The organism is Kitasatospora sp. NPDC093558 (assembly GCF_040683475.1).
In the GTDB taxonomy this organism is placed as follows: domain Bacteria; phylum Actinomycetota; class Actinomycetes; order Streptomycetales; family Streptomycetaceae; genus Kitasatospora.
The window spans coordinates 1-3,633 of sequence record NZ_JBFBDY010000625.1; the positions used below are offsets into that span (position 1 = coordinate 1).

3 protein-coding genes are annotated in these 3,633 nt (G+C 75.3%); 1 reads left to right on the top strand and 2 read right to left on the bottom strand.

What is annotated here, in order from left to right; translation table 11 throughout:
• Positions 1 to 712, bottom strand: a 712-nt coding sequence (locus AB0O00_RS32700) for a serine/threonine-protein kinase (RefSeq protein WP_363657989.1), incomplete at its 3' end; no start/stop codon positions are given.
• A gap of 189 nt (positions 713 to 901) precedes the next feature.
• Here AB0O00_RS32700 and AB0O00_RS32705 point away from each other — a divergent pair.
• Positions 902 to 2,110: an MFS transporter gene (locus AB0O00_RS32705; protein ID WP_363657991.1), complete on the top strand. Its 1,209-nt coding sequence runs from the start codon at positions 902 to 904 to the stop codon at positions 2,108 to 2,110.
• Here AB0O00_RS32705 and AB0O00_RS32710 read toward each other — a convergent pair.
• Positions 2,094 to 2,987 (bottom strand): hypothetical protein, encoded by an 894-nt coding sequence (locus AB0O00_RS32710; RefSeq protein WP_363657993.1) that lies wholly within the window; start codon positions 2,985 to 2,987, stop codon positions 2,094 to 2,096. The two genes, AB0O00_RS32705 and AB0O00_RS32710, sit on opposite strands and share 17 nt — an antisense overlap.
• Positions 2,988 to 3,633: the final 646 nt, after the last annotated feature.

Genomic DNA, 3,633 nt, shown 5'->3' on the forward strand with positions numbered 1-3,633 from the left:
GCAGGCCGCCCAGTTCCGGCTCTCCGTGCGCCACCTTGTACAGCAGCGCGGCCGGGCTGTCCGCGCCGAACGGCGACGCGCCGGTGGCCGCGAACGCCAGCACCGCGCCGAGCTGGAACACGTCCGAGGCCGGGCCCAGCGGCCGGTCCTGCACCTGCTCCGGCGACATGTACCCGGGCGAACCCACCACGACCCCGGTGCTGGTGAGCGCGGACGTCGCGAGGCTGTCCATCGCCCGCGCGATCCCGAAGTCGATCAGCACCGGGCCGTCCGGCGACAGCATCACGTTCGACGGCTTCAGGTCGCGGTGGATCAGCCCCAGACCGTGGATCGCCGTCAGCGCCTCGGCGAGCCCGGCGACCAGCGCCCGCACCCCGTCCTCGGACAGCGGTCCGAACTGCGCCACCGCCTCGGCCAGCGACGGCCCGGCGACGTACCCGGTGGCGACCCACGGTTCCGGCGACTCCGTGTCCGAGTCGAGCACCGGCGCCGTCCACGCCCCGCCGACCTGCCGCGCCGCGGCCACCTCGCGCCGGAAACGGGCCCGGAACTCGGCGTCCGCCGCCAGCTCCGGCCGCACGACCTTCACCGCGACGGTCCGCCCGCCGGCCGTCCGCCCCAGGTAGACGCAGCCCATGCCGCCCGCGCCGAGCCGTCCGAGCAGCCGGTACGACCCGACGACGGACGGATCCTCTGCCAGCAACGGCTGCATCGTCACACCACTCCCCCGTTCGCCGCCCCGCCGCTTCCGGCCACGGCACCCCGAATCGCCGCCCAGAGCTTAGCGGTACCCTCCGCCGGGGCCGGCGCGGTACTCCCGCCCCCAGGACGGTCCGCCCCCAGGACGATCCGTCGGCGGGCGGCCGTCACCGTGGGCGGGCGGCGGGCGGAGGATGTGCTCATGACGATCAGCCACGCCGCCGACCCCGCCCGCGGAACCGGTCCTGCCGACCCCGCCGTCCGCGCTGAGGGCCGGGTGCCGCGCCCGCTCACCGCCGCCGCCTTCACCGCCAACTTCGACCGCTTCGCCATCGGGCCGATCCTCGTCGTCGTCGCCGCGGCCGAACGCGTCCCGCTGACCGCCACGGTGGCGCTGGCCGGTGGCTACGCCCTCGCCTACGGCCTGTCCCAGCCGGTGTGGGGCATCCTGTCCGACCGGATCGGCCGGCTGCGCGTGATCCGCCTCGCCCTGAGCCTCGCCGCGCTCGCCGGACTGGCCTCGGCCGTGGCGCCGAACCTGACGGCGCTCACCGCGCTGCGCGTCCTCACCGGCTTCGCCTTCGGCGCGGTGGTGCCCTCGTCGCTGAGCTTCGTCGGCGACGTGGTGGCGCCGGAGCGGCGCCAGAACGCGCTCGCCGACCTCATGGCGGCCCTCGGCCTCGGCAGCGGACTGGCCGCCCTCTTCGCCGGGGTGGTCGCCAACTGGCTCAGCTGGCGGCTGGTGTTCGCGGTCCCGGCACTGGCCGCCATCACCGCCCTGCTCGGGCTGCGCGGCACCGCCGAGCCGGATCGCGCCCCGGTCGGCGGTCTGGCCGACCAGCTGTCGGCCGTCCTGCGGTCCCGGTCCGCCCGCGTCGTGATCGCGCTCGGCGTGGTCGAGGGCGCCGTGATGCTCGGCGGACTGACCTTCGTGGCCCCGGCCCTGCAACACCTCGGGCTGTCCGACGCCGCCGCGGGCGCGATCACCGCCCTGTACGGCGTGGGCACGCTGCTCTTCACGCGCGCCGTCAAGGCCCTGACGCAGCGCATACCGCCGCACGGCCTGGCCGCGATCGGCGGCGCGGTGATGGCCGTCGCCTACGCGGCCGCCGCCGTGGCGCCCGGTGCGTGGACGTATGCGCTGGTGGCGACGATGCTGGGCGCGGGCTGGGCGTTCCTGCACTCGACGATCCAGGCGTGGGCGACGTCGGAGGTGCCCGAGGCGCGCGGGACGGCGGTCTCGTTCTACGTCGCCGCGCTGTTCATGGGCAGCGCGCTCGGTGCCACGTTCGGCGGGGGCGCGGCCGAGCAGGCGCGGTTCGGGCTGGTCTTCGGGGTGGCGGCCGTCGCGACCGTCCCGCTGACCATCGCGGTGGTCGTCGGCCGCCGCCGCTTCACCGCTCGTGCGTAGGGGCCGGTCCTCCGATCGGTGCGCTCGGAACCTTGACGAGCGACACCACCGAAGCCTCCGGCGACTCCGCTTCCGCCGCCGTCAGTTCCGTCAACTCCGCCACGGCGCCCGGCTGCTCGATGCGGCTGAGCAGCCGCGCGACGGCGTCCGTGCGCTCCCGCAGGGCCGCGACATGCGCCGCCTGGGCCGGCTTCACGGGCTCCTCGGCGGGCCGCACGACGATGCCGCGGCGGCGGGCGGTCGCGATCAGGCTCTCGCCGACCTGGCCGGAGACGACGAGCGTGGCGACGGCGAAGCAGCCCGCGTCGAGGGTGCGCTGGCGGCCGAGCAGGCCTCGGTACACGATCCGCGCGGGCACGGCCAGTTCGTCCAGGCGCCCCTCGACCGAACCGCGTTCGAGCGCCGCCAGGACGACCGTGGCCAGTGCCTCGCCGACCTTGGTGACGGCCCACTTGCGGCCGGGCACGGCCGGCAGGAACTCGCGGACCTTGTCCACCTCCTGCTCCAGGGCGGTGGTGGTCAGCACCTCGAAGGCGTTGCGGGTCTGCACCTCCACGACCTTGTCCCACTCGATCTCCTCGCCGTCGAAGCCGGCCTTGACCGGCCCCAGGTGCACGGCGCCGAGGCCGTCGAGCAGCCCGAGCAGCTTGTGCACGGCGGCCGGTGTGCGCGGGTGCCGGCCGAGCAGCGTGCCGACCGACAGCTTCCACGGCTCGGTGGCGGGCACCGGCGGCGGCGCGACGGAGGTGAGCGCCGTGAGCGCCCACCGTCCGCCCGCCACCGACCGGCCGCCGCGCACCGCTGCCTGCCAGCCGGCCTGCAACCCGGCCTCGCCCCGCTCGGCCGCCACGCCTATCAGCCGTCCCAGACCACCCATCAGCTCTCCCCGTCCTCACATCGACAACCCGCCGATGGTAGGCCGTCCCGCGACCGGCCCCCGCACCGGTCGGCACCGGTCACGTCCTCAGGCGCAACGCAGGCCCTCCAGGACGGCCCGCTCGACCGGGGACGGGGCACCGCCGGCGCGCCCGCGCGAGCGCAGGCCGACCCACGACGAAGGACTCGATCTCGGTTTCGGTCAGCACCGGCACGCTCCACGGACTCGGTCGTCGACTTGCCCCCGCAGCCTCGCCGAGCCCCGGTGTGACGGCAATTCAATTTCCGTGCCTGTGGATAACTCGGCCCGACGATGTTCCTGCAACGCTCCGGCGGGTGACGGCGGGTGCTAGCGGGTGACGGCGATGGGCCCCGGTCTCGCGGACCGGGACCCACCCCGAGGTGTCGCTGCTGAACGCCGCCCCCGGGGAAGGGAAGCGTGCGCCCCGGGATCGGGGTCGGCTGCCCGGCGCCCACAGGACCGGGCTGGTTGGTCGGCCCGGGGCCGGGCGCGAAGCGGTCGGGTTCGGCGTCGACCGGGTTGTCCGGGTCCCGAAGAACCGCACCAGAGGCAGGCACGTGACCTGGCCGGACGTCAGGTGGTCACGGTCCGACAAATTGCCTTCACACTGCACTTCCCGTACCGA